Here is a 17,158-nt window from a genome sequence, read left to right on the forward strand (position 1 = left end):
CGCGTTTCGGCTACTTGCGGACCTTCAGGGCAAACAGCCCCTGGGGGCGCAGCATCAGGATCGCGACGATCGCCAACAGCGTGAGCACCTTGGCCATCGAGCCGGACATGAAGAACTCCATGGTCGACTGCGCCTGGGAGATGGTGAAGGCCGATGCGATGGTACCGAGCAGGCTGGCGGCGCCGCCGAACACGACGACCAGGAACGTATCGACGATGTAGAGCTGTCCGGCGGTCGGACCGGTCGAGCCGATCATGGTGAAGGCGGAGCCGGCGACCCCGGCGATGCCGCAGCCGAGGCCGAAGGTGTAGCGGTCGACTTTCTCGGTGTTGATGCCGACGGCGCCCGCCATGACGCGGTTCTGCACCACAGCGCGCACCTGCTTGCCCCAGCGCGACAGGAACAGCACGTAGGCCACGACGATCGTGATCAGGATGGTCAAGCACATCACGAACATGCCGTTGATTGGGATCTGGATGGCGTCGGTCGCCTGCCAAGAGCCCATCATCCAATCCGGCAACTCGACGCCGACCTCGCGCGCGCCGAACACGGAACGATAGGCCTGCTGCAGGATCAGGCTGAGACCCCAGGTGGCGAGCAGCGTGTCGAGTGGCCGCCTGTAGAGACGGCGGATCATCGCCCACTCGACCAGCATGCCGAGGGATCCGGAGGCGATGAAGGCGAAGATCATCGCGACGAAGAAGGAGCCAGGAAACAACGAGGGCAGGAAATGCTGGAAGGCGTTCGACGTCATCCAGGTGACGTAGGCGCCGAGGATCATGAACTCGCCATGCGCCATGTTGATGACGCCCATCTGGCCGAAGATGATGGCAAGCCCCAGCGCCATCAGCACATAGACCGAAAACAGGATGAGGCCCGCGAAGCCCTGCATCGCGAAGATGGCCCCGAGGTCGCCGATGGAATAGTCACCGAACATGATCCGTCCTCTCGTGATGCCCTGCTGCAAAATGGATCGGCGCCGGCACAGTGTGTCCGCAGCCAAGATCGCTCCCTCCCCCCTTGTGGGGGAGGGCTAGGGAGGGGGGCCTCCGCGCCGAGCTGCGGGTGGGGTACCCCCCCTCCCCAGCCCTCCCCCACAAGGGGGGAGGGAGCGCACTTCCCGCGCAGCAGCATCAGCGATCTCATTCGCCTGTTGCTATGAGACGCGACAGATCAGCTCACTGGTAGCCCTTCGGAAACGGATCGGGCTCGACCAAGTCGGCGGTCTCGTAGATCAGCTCATACTGACCATCCGCCTTGGCGCGGCCGACGCGGGTCTTGGACCAGAGATGGTGGTTCTCGTGGATCCGAACGTAGCCTTCCGGCGCGCCCTTGAACTCGATGCCAGGCGAGGCGGCGGCGACCTTGTCGATGTCGAAGCTGCCGGCCTTTTCCACCGTCAGCTTCCACAGCCACGGACCGAGGTAAGCGGCTTGCGTCACGTCGCCGATGACGGTCTTCTCGCCCCACATCTTCTTGAATTCGGCGACGAAGGCCTTGTTGTTCGGATTGTCGAGCGACTGGAAGTACTTCATGCAGGCGTAGGCGCCCGCGATGTTCTCGCCGCCGATGCCGTCGATTTCGTCCTCGGTCACGGAGATGGTGAGCAGCGTCTGCTTCGACATGTCGATGCCGGCCGCCTTGAGCTGCTTGTAGAACGCGACGTTGGAGCCGCCGACGATGATCGCGTAGATCACGTCCGGCTTGGTCAGCTTGATCTTGTTGATGACCGAATTGAACTGGGTGTGGCCGAGCGGGAAGTATTCCTCGCCGACGACCTTGCAGCCCTGCAGATGGCCCTCGATGTGCTTGCGCGCGATCTTGTTCGAGGTGCGCGGCCAGATGTAGTCGGAGCCGAGCAGATAGAAGGTCTTCGCGCCCTTGGTCTTGTTGACCCAGTCGAGGCCGGCGATGATCTGCTGGGTGGCTTCCTGGCCGGTGTAGATGACGTTCTTGGACTGCTCGAGGCCTTCGTAGAAGGTCGGGTAGTACAGCATGCCGTTGTACTGCTCGAACACCGGCAGCACCGCCTTGCGCGAGGCAGAGGTCCAGCAGCCCATCACGGCGGCGCATTTGTCGTTGACCAGCAGCTTCTTCGCCTTCTCGGCGAAGGTCGGCCAGTCGGACGCGCCGTCTTCCTGGATGTACTTGATCTTGCGGCCGAGCACACCGCCCGCGGCATTGATCTGCTCGATCGCGAGCTTCTCGGCCTGCACTGACCCGGTCTCGGAGATCGCCATGGTGCCTGTGACCGAATGCAGAATACCGACGGTGACTTCGCTATCCGTGACTGCAAGGCCGGTGGTGTTGACAGCGGAGGTTGCGGGGCCGGCGCCGAAGGACGGCCGCGGCATCATGGCCAGCGCCGGGATCGCGGCCATTCCCATCAGCAACTGCCGCCGAAGCGGCGACTTCAGGCCCTTTTTCGTTTCGTCTGACATGAGCACCCCATTCATTTGGTTCGAGGACACGCGTTGGGTCAGACGAAGGATGGCGCGCTTTGTGCAACGCACGGATACGCAAGATTGCGTATACTGCACCGCAGAAGCGCGACGTAGGCTCTGCGTAAGTCTTGCGAGGGGCAGGACGAGCGTGCGGACAAGCGCTCGCGGGTGAGGAGTTCGAGAGTGGCAGGGCGGCAGCGGATCGACCGCGTCAGGCGCCAATACAACCAGTGGGTCGCCAACCAGACGTTGGAGGACTATGCGCTCCGTTTCACGGCCAAGAGCGCACGGCGCTGGTCGGCCGCCCGCGTCGCCAACACCGCGCTGGGCGCGATCTCGTTCCTCGCACTCGAGGCCATCGGCGGCACCATTACGCTGAACTATGGCGTCACCAACGCGACCGCCGCGATCCTGGTCGCCAGCGTCATCATCTTCTGTTGCGGCCTGCCGATCGCCTATCATGCGGCCAAATGCGGCATCGACATCGACCTGCTGACCCGCGGCGCCGGCTTCGGCTATATCGGCTCGACCGTCACCTCGCTGATCTACGCGTCGTTCACCTTCATCTTCTTCGCCATCGAGGCGGTCATCCTGGCTTCGGCGCTGGAGATGTGCTTCGGCATTCCCCGGCCGATCGGCTATCTCATCAGCGCCGTCGTCATCATCCCGCTCGTCACCTACGGCATCACCCTGATCAGTCGCTTCCAGCTATGGACGCAACCGCTATGGGTCGTGCTGCACATCCTGCCCTTTGCCGCAATCGCCTATGCCAGCCCGCACTCCTTTGTCGAATGGCAGCAGTTTCCCGGCGAGCACGGCGATCCCATGGGCCATCTCGATCTGGCGCTGTTCGGGACCGCGGCGGCGGTCGTGTTCTCGCTGGTCGCCCAGATCGGCGAGCAGGTCGACTTCCTGCGCTTCCTGCCGCGCGACAGCCGCACATCGAAGCGTTCGTGGTGGATCGCGCTGCTGTCGGCCGGACCTGGCTGGATCGTGCTCGGGGCACTGAAGCTACTGGCAGGCTCGTTCCTCGCCTTCTTCGCGCTGAGCCACGGAGTCTCCGCCGACCACGCCGCCGAACCCGCGCACATGTATCTGGAGGCGTTCCGCTATGTCTTGGCCCGGCCGGACCTGGCGCTTGCGTTGACCGGCACCTTCGTGATCGTCTCCCAGATCAAGATCAACGTCACCAATGCCTATGCCGGCTCGATCGCCTGGTCGAACTTCTTCTCCCGCCTGACCCACAGCCACCCCGGCCGCGTGGTCTGGCTGGTGTTCAACGTCGTCGTCGCGCTGCTGCTGATGGAGATCGGCGTCTACAAGGCGCTGGAGCAAACGCTGGCGCTGTACTCCAACATCGCGATCTCCTGGGTCGGCGCGCTGGTCGCCGACCTCGTGATCAACAAGCCGCTGGGCCTGCGCCCGCCGCAGATGGAGTTCAAGCGAGCCCATCTCTACGACATCAACCCGGTCGGTGTCGGCGCGATGACGATCGCGACGATCGTCTCGATCAGCGCCTTCTATGGCCTGTTCGGGCCGACCGGAAAGGCGCTGTCGACCTTCGTCGCGCTCGGCGTCGCGCTCGTCACCGCGCCTGCGATCGCCTATCTGACCGACGGCAAATACTATCTGGCACGCAAGCCAAAGCGGAGCTGGCAGAACATCGAGCGGATCCAATGCTGCATCTGTGAGCATCAGTTCGAGCCGGAGGACACCGCCTCTTGCCCGGCCTATGCGGGTCCGATCTGCTCGCTGTGCTGCTCGCTCGACGCCCGCTGCCACGACCTTTGCAAGCCGCACGCGCGGGCACAGGCGCAGGTCGCAGCGGCGCTCAGCGGCATGCTGCCAGAGCCGTTGCTGGCCAAGATCAACTCGCAGCTCGGTCACTATGTCGGTGTATTTCTGACATCGGCCGGGCTCGTCGCACTGACGCTCGGCATGATCTATCTGGAGACCTCGGCGGCGCTCCCGGGCTTCAAGGGCATCATCTCCGACGTGCTGTGGAAGGTGTTCTTCGCCCTGTCCATCATCATCGGCGTGGTGACCTGGCTGTTCGTGCTGGCGCAGCAGAGCCGTCGCGCCGCCGAGGCCGAGACACGCCGGCAGACGCAGCTGTTGATTCAGGAGATCGAGGCGCACAAGCGCACTGACGCCGAGCTGCAACGCGCCAAGGAGGTGGCGGAGTCGGCCAATCTCGCCAAGAGCCGCTATGTCGTCGGCCTCAGCCATGAGCTGCGCTCGCCGCTGAACGCGATCTCCGGCTATGCGCAACTGCTCGAGCAGGACACGAGCCTCGCACCGAAGCCGCGGGACCAGGTCCGCGTCGTCCGCCGCAGCGCCGATCATCTGTCCGGCCTGATCGACGGCATTCTCGATATTTCCAAGATCGAGGCCGGGCGACTTTATCTGTCGCGCGACGAGGTCCGCCTGAGCGAATTCCTCGATCAGCTCGTGGGCATGTTCCGATTGCAGGCTGCGGCGAAGGGCGTCGACTTCGTGTTCAAGCGGCCTGCCGTACTGCCGCTGGTCGTCTATGCCGACGAGAAGCGGCTGCGCCAGATCCTGATCAACCTGCTGTCGAATGCCATCAAATTCACTGGGGAAGGCAGCGTCCAGTTCGTCGTGCATTATCGGAGCCCGGTGGCCGAATTCGAGGTGATCGACACCGGTCCGGGGATCCAGCCTGACGATCTGGAGCGCATCTTCGCGCCCTTCGAGCGCGGCGCGCTCGGAATTGCGCAGCCGCAGACAGGTACGGGGCTCGGCCTGACGATCAGCCGTCTGCTCGCCGGCGTCATGGGCGGCGACATCAAGGTCGTGAGCAAAGTCGGCGCGGGCAGCACGTTCAAGGTCAAGATCCTGCTGTCGGAGGTCACCAACCCGACACGGCATCCCCCGGTGAAGGCGCCGGTGGCCGGCTATCTCGGGCCGCGCAGGACGATTCTGATCACCGACGATGATCCTGTGCATCGCGACCTCCTGCGCGAGGTGCTGACGCCGCTCGGCTTCATCCTGCTGAGCGCGCCCGACGGTCCCGCCTGCCTCGCGCTCGCACAACACTGCCAGCCGGATCTGTTCATTCTGGACATCTCGATGCCCGGCATGGACGGCTGGACAGTGGCCGAGACCTTGCGCAACAGCGGTCATCATCAGGCCCGGATCCTGATGACATCTGCGAGCGCGCTCGAAGCGCACGGCCGGCCGTTGGCGCAACCATTTCACGACAGCTACCTGATGAAGCCGATCGACATCCCAAGGCTGCTGGAGGCGATACGTCAATTGCTGAAGCTCGAATGGAGCTACCAGACCGATATCCCCGTGGTTCCGCCACGCTGGCGGCCGGACACCGGATCCAGGCCCCCGCTCAACTATGTCGAGGAGTTGATGAGCCTCGGCCAGATCGGCTACATCAGGGCCATTCAGCTCAAGCTCGACGAGATCCGCAATGCGCATCCGGAGCATGCCGACTTCGTCGCACATATGCGCACGCTTGTTGACCGCTTCGATCTCGATCAGTACATGGCAACTCTGAAGACCTTGCATGCCTATGAGCACTGACAGCAGGAAGCGTGACGTCGCGCTGGTGGTCGACGACTCGCCAGAAACGCTTCGGCTGCTCACCGACGCGCTGGATAGCGCCGGCATGACCGTGATGGTGGCGCTCGACGGCGCGGCCGCGATGCGCATCGTCGACCAGATCACGCCGGACATCATCCTGCTCGACGCGGTCATGCCGGGCATGGACGGCTTCGAAACGTGCCGCAAGCTGAAGCGCGAGGCCGGCCTCTCCAACGTCCCCGTGATCTTCATGACCGGGCTCGCCGATACCGAGCATATCGTGAAAGGACTGGAGGCCGGCGGCGTCGATTACGTCACCAAGCCCATCGCGGTCTCGGAAATGCTGGCGCGCATTCGCGTGCATCTCGCGAACGCCCGGATGACGCAGAGCGCGCGCGCCGCACTCGATGTCTCCGGCCGCTTCCTGCTTGCCGTCAACCGTGAGGGACGGCTGATGTGGGCAACGCCGCAGGCGCAGAAGCTGCTGTCGGACAGTCTTGGCACCGCCGACGACCTCGTGCTGCCGGAGGCGCTGCGGCTGTGGCTGGATCAGGCGCAGAACGGCAAGGGCGGTGCGAAGGCCGCCGCTTCGATCCCGGATCATCCCGAACTGCGCCTCTACTACATGGGCGGAGCCGGGCCCAACGAGTTCCTGCTGCGGCTCGCCAAGGAGTCCTCCGGTGAGCTGCCCAAGGAGTTCTCCAGCGAGTTCGGTCTCACCACGCGCGAGGGCGAGGTGCTGTCATGGCTCTCCAAGGGCAAGACCAACCGCGACATCGCGCAGATCCTGGGACTGAGTCCGCGCACGGTCGACAAGCACCTCGAGCAGATCTACGCCAAGCTCGGCGTCGAGAACCGCACCGCCGCCGCGGCGGTCGCGACGGGGGTGACGCGGCGGGAGGGATGAGGCGGGCCGACCAGCGTGCCCCAACCATCACTGCCGTCCCGCGCAAGCCCTGCGGCGCGAAGCGCCGGCGGGCGCCGACCCGGGACCGATACCGCGTGATGCCGCTTGAGGCGGGACGAAAGTTGACGTTGTGCCCAACACACCTGCCGGTGGCTATGGATCCCCGCTTTCGCGGGGACGACGCCGTCTTTGGAGCGGCACACCGGCCGTCAAAGGCTCACCCATACACGAACGCCGGATCATCCAGATCGATTGCCGGGATCTGGTCCTTCTCGCTCCAATAGTCCTGGCTGTGCTGCCACTCCGGCTTATCGCCGCGCTTGGGCAGCAGGTGCATGTTGCGCATCATGTAGCCGGGGTTGAAGTTCTCCGGGTCGATCCATGGCAGCAGCGGCATGTTGTGATCCTCCGGGCGCAACGCCGGCACGACCTTGCTCACGCCTTTTTCCTTCATGTGCGCGAGCAGGCGGCACACGAAATCCGCGACGAGGTCCGTGCGCAACGTCCAACTGGCGCGGAAATAGCCGAACACCCAGGCCAGGTTCGGCACGCCGGTGAACATCATGCCGCGATAGGTCACGGTGTCGGCGAAGTCGAGCGGCTTGCCGTCAATGGAGAATGCGATATCGCCGAGCACGCAAAGATCGAAGCCGGTCGCGGTGACGATGATGTCGGCCTTGAGCTCGTCGCCGGACTTCAGCTTGATGCCGTCTTGCGTGAACCGCTCGATCTCGTCGGTCACGACCGAAGCCTTTCCGCTCTTGATGCCTTCGAACAGGTCGGCGTCCGGTACGAAGGCGATGCGCTGCCGCCACGGACGGTAGCTCGGCGTGAAGTGCTTGGCGGTGTAGTCGGGTCCGAGGATGGCGCTGATCTGGCCGATCAGCTCCTTCTTCACCTGGTCTGGCTCGGTCAGGCAGCGCTTGGTGAACCAATCCTGTTCGAACAGGATCTTGCGCCTGACGATCTCATGGATCCATTCCTCCTTCACCTGCAGTCTCCGCAGCTCCTCGGCCAGCTCGATCGCATTGCGGCCGATGCGGAAGTAGGTCGGCGAGCGCTGCAGCATGGTCACGTGTGCGCATTGGCCCGCGATCGATGGCAGGATGGTCGCGGCGGTCGCACCGGAGCCGATGACCACGACCTGCTTGCCCGTGAGATCGAGATCCTCGGGCCACACCTGCGGATGCACGATGCGGCCCTTGAACTCCGCCATGTCCGGCCACTCCGGCGTGTAGCCCTTCGAGTGGCGGTAGTAGCCCTGGCACATCCAGAGGAAATTCGTTGTAAAGGTGGCGGGCTGCTGATCCCTGCCCTTCACCGCCTGCACCGTCCAGAGACCGGTCGCGCTCGACCAGCTCGCCGACACGATGCGGTGGCCATAGCGAATGTGCCGGCCGAGATCGTTCTCCTCGATCACGTCACCCATGTATTTGAGGATCTCTTCCGCGGTCGCGATCGGCGGCCCGACCCATGGCTTGAAGCTGTAGCCGAACGTATGCAGGTCGCTGTCGGAGCGGATGCCGGGATAGCGGTGCGTCCGCCAGGTGCCGCCGAAGCTGTCCTGGCTCTCCAGGATCACGAAACGCTTGTCGGGCATCTGCCTGCTCAGCTGATAGGCGCTGCCGATGCCGGAGATGCCGGCGCCGACGATCAGCACGTCGAAGTGTTCGGTCGCGTGCGAGGACGCGGCCTCCCGGATGGGCGCGATGACGTTCATGTGAGTCCCTGGGCTTTGGTCTTGATGGTGTTTCCTCGCGTGACAGGCTGAACCCGATCACGACGATGGTCAACCCGCGACGGCGAGCCTCAACCCAGCCCTGAACGATCTCAATTTCCGCTGAGCGGCATGCCCCATTGCCGCGCGATTTGTGCGACCCAATCGCGATATAGCGTGAGCGGCGTGACGCCGGTCATGCCGCCGCAGCCGGCGCCGAGATTCGGTCCGGTCGACCATGAGATGACGCCGATCAGCACCTGACCCCGCGGCTGCGTCTCGAACGCAGGGCCGCCGGAGTCGCCGGTACATCCGCCCAGTCCGGACCGCGCGCCTTGCGTCGCCGGATCGACCAGCCGGATCTGCAACGTGCCTGGCTTGCCCGTCGCAACCAACGCAGCCCCACGCACCACGCCGCCGCTCTTGCCGTCGCCGGGAATCGCGACGCCGATCCCCGCGACCGTGAACGCGTTGCCGGCGGCAAGCGGCGGCTGCGGCACGCCGAGCGCCACCGGCACGCGCGCCTCCGCGGGCGCCTCCAATTCCAGCAGTGCGACATCGGCGGTGGCGCGATGCGCCAGAATGGCCTGCACGCTGAAGCTCGGATGCACCGCCACCCGCCGGACCGTCTTGAGAACCGGCTTGCGGTCACGATCGTATTCCACGATGCGGTAATCGAGCCCCGGCTGCACGCAATGTCCGGCGGTCAGCACCAGCTTCGGAGCAATCAGCGCGCCGCTGCAAAAATTGCCGCGCGAGCCGACGATCGTGACCACGGAGCGGCCGATGCCGTCATTCAGCGCCGGCGCGTTGCCGACGATGGCAAGGATTGGCGATGGCGCCAGCAGGACGGCGGCTGCAATGATTGCGTGAGACGGCTTCATCGCGGCAGCAATAGCGGCTGCCGCCGAGGTCGCCAAGTGCGGCGTCCCGTGCTAGCGATCATCCAGGGATCGAGGGAGGACGGGACTGACATGGTCGAGGCGGTGATCTTTGATTTCGGTGGCGTGATGACGACATCGCCGTTCGAGGCATTCGCGCGGTTCGAGAAGGAGCGCGGCTATCCCGTCGACATCATCCGCAACACCAATGCCGCCAACCATCTCGAGAACGCCTGGGCGAAATTCGAGCGCGCCGAAATCGACCTCGAGACGTTTGATAGGTTGTTTGCCGAGGAGTCGCTGGCACTCGGTGGCGCAGCGGTCAGCGGGCGCGAGGTGCTGCCGCTGCTCGCCGGCGATCTCCGGCCCGACATGGTCGAGGCGCTCCGACGCATCAAGGCGGAATGCAAGACCGGCTGCATCACCAACAATCTCCCGGCGAACGCAACCGGCAGCCAGGGCGGCCGCTCGTTGTACGTCGCGGAGGTGATGGTGCTGTTCGATCACGTGATCGAATCGGCCAAGATCGGGCTGCGCAAGCCCGATCCCCGGATCTACCAGATGATGACCGAGACGCTCGGAGTCAGCCCCGCGGACTGCGTCTACCTCGACGATCTCGGCATCAACCTGAAGCCGGCGCGCGAGATGGGCATGACCACGATCAAGGTCGTCAGCGCATCGCAGGCGATCGCGGAGCTGGAAGCGGCGACGGGATTGAGCCTGCGCTGATCGTCATTGCGCGGCGAACTTGCGCCGAAGCAATCCGGAGGCTTCGTGGGATTCTTGATTGCGTCGCTGCGCTCGCAACGACGCTGATCTCAATAGTTCGTCTGTTTGGCCCGCTCCGGAAAAGCCGCCGCCAGTGCTGCGCCGTCGGCCCGCAGCACGCCACGCTCGGTGATCAGCCCGCTCACCAGCCGGGCCGGGGTGACGTCGAAGCCGTAGTTCGCGACTGGCGATCCCGGCGGCACGATGCGCACGGTCTCGATGCGGCCGTCGGCGGTGCGGCCGGTCATCTCGGTCACTTCCTGCGCACTGCGCTGTTCGATCGGGATCTGCCGTCCCTCGGCAACGGCAAAGTCGATCGTGGGCGACGGCAGCGCGACATAGAACGGCACACCATTGTCATGCGCGGCCAGCGCCTTTAGATAGGTGCCGATCTTGTTGCAGACGTCGCCATTGGCGGCGACGCGGTCGGTGCCGACGATGGCGAGATCGACCATCCCATGCTGCATGAGATGGCCGCCAGTGTTGTCCGGGATGACGGTATGCGCCACGCCGTGATGCCCGAGTTCCCAGGCAGTCAGCGAGGCGCCCTGATTGCGCGGCCGGGTCTCGTCGACCCAGACATGGATCGGAATGTCGCGATCGTGCGCGAGATAGATCGGCGCGGTCGCCGTGCCCCAATCAACGGTCGCAAGCCAGCCGGCATTGCAGTGGGTCAGCACGTTCACGACTTCGCCCGGCTTCTTGCGCGCCGCGGCCGCCTCGATCAGCGCGAAGCCGTGCGCGGCGATGCCCTGGTTGATCGTGACGTCCTCGCCGGCAATGTCGACGGCGCGGGAATAGGCCGCATCGCGACGCTCCGACGGCGCCAGCCGGCGCAGCATGGTGCTCATCGTGTCGAGCGCCCATTTCAGGTTGATCGCCGTCGGCCGCGTCGCGATCAGCATCTGGTAGGCGCGGTCGATGCCGGGATCGGAGCGGTCGTCGCGCATCGCCAGCGCCATGCCGAACGCGGCGGTAGCGCCGATGAGCGGCGCACCGCGGACCAGCATGCCGCGGATCGCGTCAGCGGCCTCCTCGCATGTCGTGATCTTCGCCACCACGAACTCGTGCGGCAATCGGCGCTGATCGATCGCGCAGACCGACCAGCCGTCGGAGTCGAGCCAGATGCTGCGATAGTGCCGGCCGTCCACCTTCATGTTCGATCCCCCTCAGCCGCGCAAGATACGGCCTGCGACCGCATCGAGCTTCTTCAGAAGCTCGGGATCGCGCGCCTCCGGCGCAGTGATCAAGGCTGTGTCGAGCGCACGGTCGGAGCCGATCGGGCACGGTTCGTGCTCGCGCGGAAACTCGCGGGCGAGCCGCGAGACCAGTGATTTGGCCTTGTCGGCGTTGGTGGTGAGCACGCGAATGATGTCCTGCACGGTAACGGCGTCATGATCCGGATGCCAGCAGTCGAAGTCGGTCGCCATTGCGACCGTCGCGTAACAGATCTCGGCCTCGCGGGCGAGCTTCGCCTCCGGCATGTTAGTCATGCCGATCACCGAATAGCCTGACGCCTTGTAGGTCATGCTCTCGGCATAGGTCGAGAATTGCGGCCCCTCCATGCAGACATAGGTGCCGCCGCGCACGACCGCGATGCCTTCCGCCTCGGCCGCCGCCGCCAGATGAATGCGCAACCGCGGCGAAACCGGATGCGCCATCGACACGTGGGCGACGCACCCCTTGCCGAAAAACGAGCTCTCGCGCTTGTAGGTGCGATCGACGAACTGATCGACCAGCACGAAGGTACCCGGCGGGAGCTCTTCCTTGAACGAGCCGCAGGCCGACAGCGACACCAGGTCGGTGACGCCAGCGCGCTTCAGCACGTCGATGTTGGCGCGATAATTGATGTCGGAGGGGGACAGCCGGTGTCCCTTGTCATGGCGCGGCAGGAACACGATCGGCAGGCCCGCGATCGTCCCCCGGCGTACCGGCGCCGACGGCTCACCCCAGGGGCTCGCGATCACCTCTTCGCGGGCATCTTCCAGTCCCGGCAGATCATAGATGCCTGAGCCGCCGATAATGCCAAGCACAGCCTTCGTCATGACGTCCCCATCTCCAACCGAGACGAGAATGCCAGCTTTGCGACGAATTGAAAACAGCGACGCGGTGATCCGTGGGGCGTGGCAACTGGATCAGGCAGCCTTGGCTGCCGCCAGCTGACCGCTCACCAGACGCTCCAGCGTGGCGACAGACTGGAAGTTCTCCGGCGTGATCAGCTCCTGCGGAATGGTGAAATCGAACTCCGCCTCAAGCGCCAGCATCAGGTTGACCATGTCCATGGACGTCAGCCCGATGTCGACGAGCTTTGCATCCGCCGTCACGTCGGCGGCCGTGGCGTTCTGCGCGAGGATATCGCGCACGAGCGCCACGATCCTGTGACTGACATCGACATCGAAACTCGGCATGGGGACCTCTTCACTCGCGGCTTGTTCGGGCACGTCGGATCTGATCGACGCTCGCGCAGGGAGATAATGCAATTCGGCGTCGAAAGAGTTACGCCGCAGCCCGTTCCAAGTCTGAACTCGTCTTAACGCTAACGGCTTGGTCTAGAATTCTCGGACCAAAACAACCAGGAATTAACCCCCACCCGTCGATGGCGCGGCGTTTACCCTGAATTTCGTCGACGTATTTGAATCAAATCCATACCCTGCGTGCAGCCCAAAGAAGGCGCAGTGCATCTGTCCTGATCTTGCGAGGACGCACGTGCCGATCTCTCAACGAGACAAAATCCGGAGTATCGATCGGTCATGACTCTCCAGGGAACCGCGCTTCGAAACCCGATCCCCGACGATGGCGAGAGCCTCCTGCTCGATCGCAGCGACATGTTCCTGCAGCGGACCGCCGCTGTTGCCGCGCGGGCCGCCGCGGAAGCCGACGAGGTCGACCGTGACGGCCGCTTCCCGAAGGCAGCAATCGAAGCGTCACGCGAGCACAAGCTGCTCGGGATGCAGATTCCGGTCGAGTTCGGTGGCTTCGGTGCCTCGATTCACGACATTGCCGATGCCTGCTATGCGCTCGGCCGCGCCTGCGCCTCCAGCGCCATGATCTTCGCCATGCACCAGACCAAGGTCGCCTGCCTGGTGCGTCACGGCCGCGGCAGCGCCTACATGGAATCCCTGATGCGCCGTATCGCATCCGAGCAGCTGCTGATGGCCTCGTCCACCACCGAGGGACAGAACGGCGGCAACATCCGCGCAAGCGCTGCGGCCGTCGGCCACGAGAATGGCCGCATCTCGCTGAAGCGCGACGCCACGGTCATCTCCTATGGCGCGGAAGCCGATGGCCTCGTCACGATTGCACGGCGCGCCGACGGCGCCGCCGCCTCCGATCAGGTGCTGCTGGCGCTGACCAGGGACGACTACACGATCTCGCGCACCCTTGGCTGGGAAACGCTGGGCATGCGCGGCACCTGCTCAACAGGATTCGCGCTCGAGGTGAGTTGTCCCTCCGACCGCATGTTCACCGAGCCCTATGAGCGCATCCACGGCCAGACGATGACGCCGTTCGCACATCTGTGCTGGTCGTCGGCCTGGGCCGGCATCGCTGCGGCTGCCGTGGAGCGCGCTCAGCGCTTCCTGCGCAAGGCCGCACGCGGCGCCGGCGGACAGATGCCGCCGGCAGCTGCGCATTACACCGCGGCGAAGATGGCGCTGGCCCGGCTGCGCGCAATGATCGTCACCAACATGGATGCCTTCGTCGCCCATGAGTATGACGAGCGGGCGCTGGGTTCGCTCGACTTCCAGTCCTCCATCACGCTATTGAAGGTGCAGGCCTCTGAACTTGCCGTCGAGACCGTGATGCATGCCATGCGCGCCTGCGGTCTCTCGGGCTATCGCAACGACGGCGAGTTCTCGATCGGCCGCCACCTGCGCGACGTTCTGTCGGCGCCGATCATGATCAACAACGACCGTATTCTCGCAAACATTGCCACGGCCAACTTGATGAGCACGGTACCGACTTCGCTCCATGAATGATCGCGCCGATTGCAGCCATTGCCTCGACCCAGGATTTGCACAATGACGATTCCCGTTCTCCCGCAGTCGCCCGAGATTGCACCCCAGCCGGCCGACGCGCTCGATCATCTGACCGGCGCGCTGTTCCATCGCATGGGCGCGGATGGCGTCTATGCGCGGACCGCGCTGTATGAAGGCGTGGTGGAGCGGCTCGCGACGCTCATCACGCGGCATCGCGAGCCCGGCACGGAGGTCATGCGCTTTCCGCCCGTCATGAGCCGCGCCCAGCTCGAAAAGTCGGGCTATCTGAAGAGTTTCCCCAACCTGCTCGGCTGCGTCTGCGGCCTGCACGGCACCGAGCGGGACATCCATGAAGCCGTGGCACGGTTCGACAAGGGCGGCGACTGGACCACCTCATTGTCACCAGCCGACCTCGTGCTGTCGCCCGCGGCCTGCTATCCGGTCTATCCGATCGCGGCGAGCCGCGGCGCGCTGCCGGTCGGCGGCCTGCGCTTCGACGTCGCGGCCGATTGCTTCCGCCGCGAGCCGTCGCGTCATCTCGACCGCCTGCAGTCGTTCCGGATGCGCGAATATGTCTGTATCGGCACGCCCGACGACGTCTCGGCATTCCGCGACCGCTGGATGGTAAAGGCACAGGCGATTGCGCGCGATCTCGGCCTGTCGTTCCGCGTCGATCATGCCAGCGACCCGTTCTTCGGCCGCGTCGGCCAGATGAAGGCGGTCAGCCAGAAGCAGCAGGCGCTGAAATTCGAGCTGCTGGTGCCGTTGCGCTCGGAGGAGCAGCCCACCGCCTGCATGAGCTTCAACTATCATCGCGAGCATTTCGGCACCACCTGGGGCATCGACGATGCCGACGGTGCGCCGGCGCACACCGGTTGCGTGGCCTTCGGCATGGACCGCCTGGCAGTCGCGCTGTTCCACACCCACGGCATCGATCCGACGCGCTGGCCGTCGCGCGTGCGGGAAGCGCTGCAATTCGAGCGCCAGGCAAGCACCGTCGGCTGACGCCACCAAGCCGCCGGCGAGGGATCGGCAGACCATCTCATGAGCGCGCTCCAGCCACCGATCCGGTGCCGCGAGATCGGAGCCTCCGATCTGGACGCGGTCGCCGATCTCTTGGCGCGCGGCTTTCCCCGGCGCCCCTGCCGCTATTGGTCGAGCGGCCTGCAGCGACAGGCCGCGCGCCCGACGCCCGAGGGCTATCCACGCTACGGCTACCTGCTCGAGCAGGGCGGCAATGCGGTCGGCGTCCTGCTGCTGATCTACAGCAATCGAGGCACACCAGCGCAGCCCCGGATCTGGTGCAATCTCTCGAGCTGGTATGTCGAGCCGGCGTTCCGCAACTACGCGACGATGCTCACCGCGATCGCCCAGCGGCGGCCCGAGGTCACCTACGTCAACATCAGCGCCGCGCGCCGGACCTGGCCGATCATCGAGGCTCAGGGGTTTCGTGCCTATTGTCGCGGCCTGTTGTTTTCCATTCCGGTACTCTCGGCTGCGGGCCAGGGCGCTCGAGTCCAACAGGTCGCGGCAGATGCGCACGCTGTAGACGGCATTCCATCCGACGAAGCGGATCTGCTGATCCGCCACGCCGGCCATGGCTGTCTCAGCATCGTGGTCAGGTCGAAGCAGAGCAGCATTCCCCTGGTGCTGCAGCAGGCGCGCATCCGGCAAGGACGGTTCGCACTGCCCGCCATGCAGCTGATCTATTGCCGCGACATCTCAGACTATGTCGCCTGCGCCGGCGCCGTCGGCCGTTTCCTGCTGCTGCGGGGCCGCGTGTCCGTCATCGTCGACGCCAACGGACCGGTCGCCGGGCTGTACGGCGTCTACACCGAACGCCGCGGCCGCAAGTACATCAAGGGGCCGCAGCCGGCGCGGCTCGGCGATCTCAGCGACACCGAGCTTCCGATCTACGGGTCCTGACCTATGCCGCCGCCCTGGCCTGGTGCGCATAGTCCCAGTACAGCCTGCGCGCACGGCTGAACACCGGACCGATCGGCATCGTCCGCTCGTCGATGCGGATCACCGGCGCGACCTTGGCGAAGTTGCCCGATGAGAATATCTCGTCGGCGTTCAGAAAATCGTCATATCGAAGCGTCGTCTCGACCACACTGACGCCGTCGCCTCGCAGCAATTCGATCACGCGCTGTCGCGTGATCCCGTTGAGGAAGGTTCCGTTCGGCACCGGCGTAAAGACAACGCCATCCTTGACCATGAACACGTTGGCATTGCCGAACTCGGCGACGTTGCCGAGCAGATCCAGCATCAGGCAATTGTTGAAGCCGCGCGAGGCCGCCTCGATCAGCGCGCGCGAATTGTTCGGATAGAGGCACGCCGCCTTGGCATCGACCGGCGCGCATTCGGCCGTCGGCCGCCGGAACGGCGACAGCGTGATGGCGTTGCCCGTCGGCTGCGGCATCGGCGCCTCATAGATGCACAGGCACCAATTGGTGGTCTCGGGATCGAACAGGACACCACCGCCGGCGCCGTGCTGCGCCCAGTACATCGGGCGGATGTAGAGCTCGGCTCTTGCTGCGAAGCGCGCGACGCCCTCCCGCGCCAGCCCCATCCAGGTCTCGACGTCCACCACGGGCTTGAGCCGGAAATTGATCGCGGACTGATTCACGCGCGCGCAGTGGCGATCGAGATCAGGCGTCACGCCTTCGAATGCGCGCGCCCCGTCGAACACGGTCGATGCCAGCCACGTCGCGTGGGTCCGGACGCCCATGATCGGCGCATTGCCCTCGCGCCATTCGCCGTCGAAGAAGGTCCAGGTCTGCGAGTAACTGACAGGCTTGACGATGTGGGTCATGGCGGCGCTCCCGTTCGGCATCGATCGTATCTGCACTTCTGGCGTGAATATTTTAAGGATTTCCCGGTCGCGACCTGCCGCTCATGATCGA

14 protein-coding genes are annotated in these 17,158 nt (G+C 64.9%); 6 read left to right on the forward strand and 8 right to left on the reverse strand.

The window, feature by feature from the left end:
* Positions 1–10 precede the first annotated feature (10 nt).
* The gene (urtB, locus tag QW861_RS21840) at positions 11–937 is read right to left on the reverse strand and encodes an urea ABC transporter permease subunit UrtB (protein ID WP_315751133.1); all 927 of its coding nucleotides are present in this window, start codon (positions 935–937) and stop codon (positions 11–13) included.
* A gap of 241 nt (positions 938–1,178) precedes the next feature.
* A complete protein-coding gene (urtA, locus tag QW861_RS21845; RefSeq protein ID WP_315750826.1) occupies positions 1,179–2,441 on the reverse strand; it encodes an urea ABC transporter substrate-binding protein in 1,263 nt (420 codons plus the stop codon).
* A 186-nt stretch (positions 2,442–2,627) separates the two neighbouring features.
* Between urtA and QW861_RS21850 the strand changes: the two genes are divergently transcribed.
* Both QW861_RS21850 and QW861_RS21855 read left to right on the forward strand, forming a co-directional pair.
* On the forward strand, positions 2,628–6,002 hold the full coding sequence (locus tag QW861_RS21850; RefSeq protein ID WP_316193479.1) for an ATP-binding protein: 3,375 nt from the start codon (positions 2,628–2,630) through the stop codon (positions 6,000–6,002).
* On the forward strand, positions 5,992–6,909 hold the full coding sequence (locus QW861_RS21855) for a response regulator transcription factor (RefSeq protein WP_315750850.1): 918 nt from the start codon (positions 5,992–5,994) through the stop codon (positions 6,907–6,909). Before QW861_RS21850 ends, QW861_RS21855 begins: the two co-directional genes overlap by 11 nt.
* Before the next feature lie 217 nt (positions 6,910–7,126).
* Here the strand turns inward: QW861_RS21855 and QW861_RS21860 are convergent, their stop codons facing one another.
* Together QW861_RS21860 and QW861_RS21865 are read right to left on the reverse strand one after the other, a co-directional pair.
* The gene (locus tag QW861_RS21860) at positions 7,127–8,629 is read right to left on the reverse strand and encodes an NAD(P)/FAD-dependent oxidoreductase (protein ID WP_315750821.1); all 1,503 of its coding nucleotides are present in this window, start codon (positions 8,627–8,629) and stop codon (positions 7,127–7,129) included.
* A gap of 110 nt (positions 8,630–8,739) precedes the next feature.
* Positions 8,740–9,510 carry a S1 family peptidase gene (locus QW861_RS21865; RefSeq protein WP_409998635.1) on the reverse strand — a complete coding sequence of 257 codons (771 nt, stop codon included), beginning with the start codon at positions 9,508–9,510 and terminating at the stop codon, positions 8,740–8,742.
* 90 nt (positions 9,511–9,600) lie between these two features.
* On the opposite strand from QW861_RS21865, the gene QW861_RS21870 reads away from it, so the two are divergent.
* Complete coding sequence (locus QW861_RS21870) at positions 9,601–10,236, forward strand: HAD-IA family hydrolase (RefSeq protein WP_315750818.1); 636 nt, start codon at positions 9,601–9,603, stop codon at positions 10,234–10,236.
* A gap of 89 nt (positions 10,237–10,325) precedes the next feature.
* Here QW861_RS21870 and mtnA read toward each other — a convergent pair whose 3' ends face one another.
* The 3 genes from mtnA to QW861_RS21885 all read right to left on the reverse strand — a co-directional run bounded on the left by mtnA (position 10,326) and on the right by QW861_RS21885 (position 12,683).
* A complete protein-coding gene (gene mtnA, locus QW861_RS21875) occupies positions 10,326–11,432 on the reverse strand; it encodes an S-methyl-5-thioribose-1-phosphate isomerase (protein WP_315750817.1) in 1,107 nt (368 codons plus the stop codon).
* Positions 11,433–11,444: 12 nt separating this feature from the next.
* Positions 11,445–12,320 (reverse strand): S-methyl-5'-thioadenosine phosphorylase, encoded by an 876-nt coding sequence (locus QW861_RS21880; RefSeq protein WP_315750816.1) that lies wholly within the window; start codon positions 12,318–12,320, stop codon positions 11,445–11,447.
* A 90-nt stretch (positions 12,321–12,410) separates the two neighbouring features.
* Positions 12,411–12,683, reverse strand: coding sequence for a phosphopantetheine-binding protein (locus tag QW861_RS21885; RefSeq protein ID WP_315717167.1), 273 nt, complete (start codon positions 12,681–12,683; stop codon positions 12,411–12,413).
* A gap of 417 nt (positions 12,684–13,100) precedes the next feature.
* Between QW861_RS21885 and QW861_RS21890 the strand changes: the two genes are divergently transcribed.
* The 3 genes from QW861_RS21890 to QW861_RS21900 are packed head-to-tail and all read left to right on the forward strand — an operon-like array spanning position 13,101 to position 16,178.
* Positions 13,101–14,252: an acyl-CoA dehydrogenase family protein gene (locus QW861_RS21890; RefSeq protein WP_409998634.1), complete on the forward strand. Its 1,152-nt coding sequence runs from the start codon at positions 13,101–13,103 to the stop codon at positions 14,250–14,252.
* Positions 14,253–14,294: 42 nt separating this feature from the next.
* On the forward strand, positions 14,295–15,257 hold the full coding sequence (locus tag QW861_RS21895) for an amino acid--[acyl-carrier-protein] ligase (protein ID WP_315717036.1): 963 nt from the start codon (positions 14,295–14,297) through the stop codon (positions 15,255–15,257).
* A gap of 39 nt (positions 15,258–15,296) precedes the next feature.
* A complete protein-coding gene (locus tag QW861_RS21900; protein ID WP_315750812.1) occupies positions 15,297–16,178 on the forward strand; it encodes an acyl-CoA acyltransferase in 882 nt (293 codons plus the stop codon).
* Between the two features lies 1 nt (position 16,179).
* On the opposite strand, the gene QW861_RS21905 is transcribed toward QW861_RS21900, so the two are convergent.
* A complete protein-coding gene (locus QW861_RS21905; RefSeq protein WP_315750810.1) occupies positions 16,180–17,067 on the reverse strand; it encodes a branched-chain amino acid aminotransferase in 888 nt (295 codons plus the stop codon).
* Between the last annotated feature and the right edge of the window lie 91 nt (positions 17,068–17,158).

This window comes from Bradyrhizobium sp. SZCCHNRI1029, assembly GCF_032487555.1.
Classification (GTDB): Bacteria; Pseudomonadota; Alphaproteobacteria; order Rhizobiales; family Xanthobacteraceae; genus Bradyrhizobium.

Excerpts from the sequence above, each read along its gene's own strand:
- QW861_RS21885 (WP_315717167.1), bottom strand. The coding sequence starts at position 12,683 with ATGCCGAGTTTCGATGTCGATGTCAGTCACAGGATCGTGGCGCTCGTG.
- QW861_RS21860 (WP_315750821.1), bottom strand. The coding sequence starts at position 8,629 with ATGAACGTCATCGCGCCCATCCGGGAGGCCGCGTCCTCGCACGCGACC.
- QW861_RS21880 (WP_315750816.1), bottom strand. The coding sequence starts at position 12,320 with ATGACGAAGGCTGTGCTTGGCATTATCGGCGGCTCAGGCATCTATGAT.
- QW861_RS21895 (WP_315717036.1), top strand. The coding sequence starts at position 14,295 with ATGACGATTCCCGTTCTCCCGCAGTCGCCCGAGATTGCACCCCAGCCG.
- urtA (WP_315750826.1), bottom strand. The coding sequence starts at position 2,441 with ATGTCAGACGAAACGAAAAAGGGCCTGAAGTCGCCGCTTCGGCGGCAG.
- QW861_RS21900 (WP_315750812.1), top strand. The coding sequence starts at position 15,297 with ATGAGCGCGCTCCAGCCACCGATCCGGTGCCGCGAGATCGGAGCCTCC.
- QW861_RS21905 (WP_315750810.1), bottom strand. The coding sequence starts at position 17,067 with ATGACCCACATCGTCAAGCCTGTCAGTTACTCGCAGACCTGGACCTTC.
- QW861_RS21865 (WP_409998635.1), bottom strand. The coding sequence starts at position 9,510 with ATGAAGCCGTCTCACGCAATCATTGCAGCCGCCGTCCTGCTGGCGCCA.
- QW861_RS21890 (WP_409998634.1), top strand. The coding sequence starts at position 13,101 with ATGTTCCTGCAGCGGACCGCCGCTGTTGCCGCGCGGGCCGCCGCGGAA.
- mtnA (WP_315750817.1), bottom strand. The coding sequence starts at position 11,432 with ATGAAGGTGGACGGCCGGCACTATCGCAGCATCTGGCTCGACTCCGAC.
- QW861_RS21855 (WP_315750850.1), top strand. The coding sequence starts at position 5,992 with ATGAGCACTGACAGCAGGAAGCGTGACGTCGCGCTGGTGGTCGACGAC.
- urtB (WP_315751133.1), bottom strand. The coding sequence starts at position 937 with ATGTTCGGTGACTATTCCATCGGCGACCTCGGGGCCATCTTCGCGATG.
- QW861_RS21870 (WP_315750818.1), top strand. The coding sequence starts at position 9,601 with ATGGTCGAGGCGGTGATCTTTGATTTCGGTGGCGTGATGACGACATCG.